The 241-nt window shown below is 63.1% G+C and carries 1 pseudogene; it reads right to left on the bottom strand.

From position 1 onward, the window contains the following. A pseudogene (locus SB754_RS22560) lies at window positions 1–241 on the bottom strand (hypothetical protein); the annotation flags it as partial.

Genomic DNA, 241 nt, shown 5'->3' with positions numbered 1-241 from the left:
ATAATCCTTCTCGTATCCTGCCCAGTCGGCGTCGATCCTGTCGCCGACGATCAGCGCGCCGAGCCGGGATACGATGGCCGGTTCGGACAGCAGGTTGTCGGAGACCGGCGTCAGGTTTCCGCGCGAGGCGTGAACTGCGCACACGGTGTCCTCCACTGAGACAAACTGCGGCCCGGTCTCCTGGATGTCCAGTTCTGTCCGGCCCTTGGTGGGGAGAATGAGTGCTTCCTGTCCCGTGATG

This window comes from Leifsonia sp. SIMBA_070 (assembly GCF_046534635.1).
GTDB lineage: Bacteria > Actinomycetota > Actinomycetes > Actinomycetales > Microbacteriaceae > Leifsonia.
Note: the sequence above shows the minus strand (reverse complement) of the source record. Positions and strands in the feature narration are given on the sequence as shown.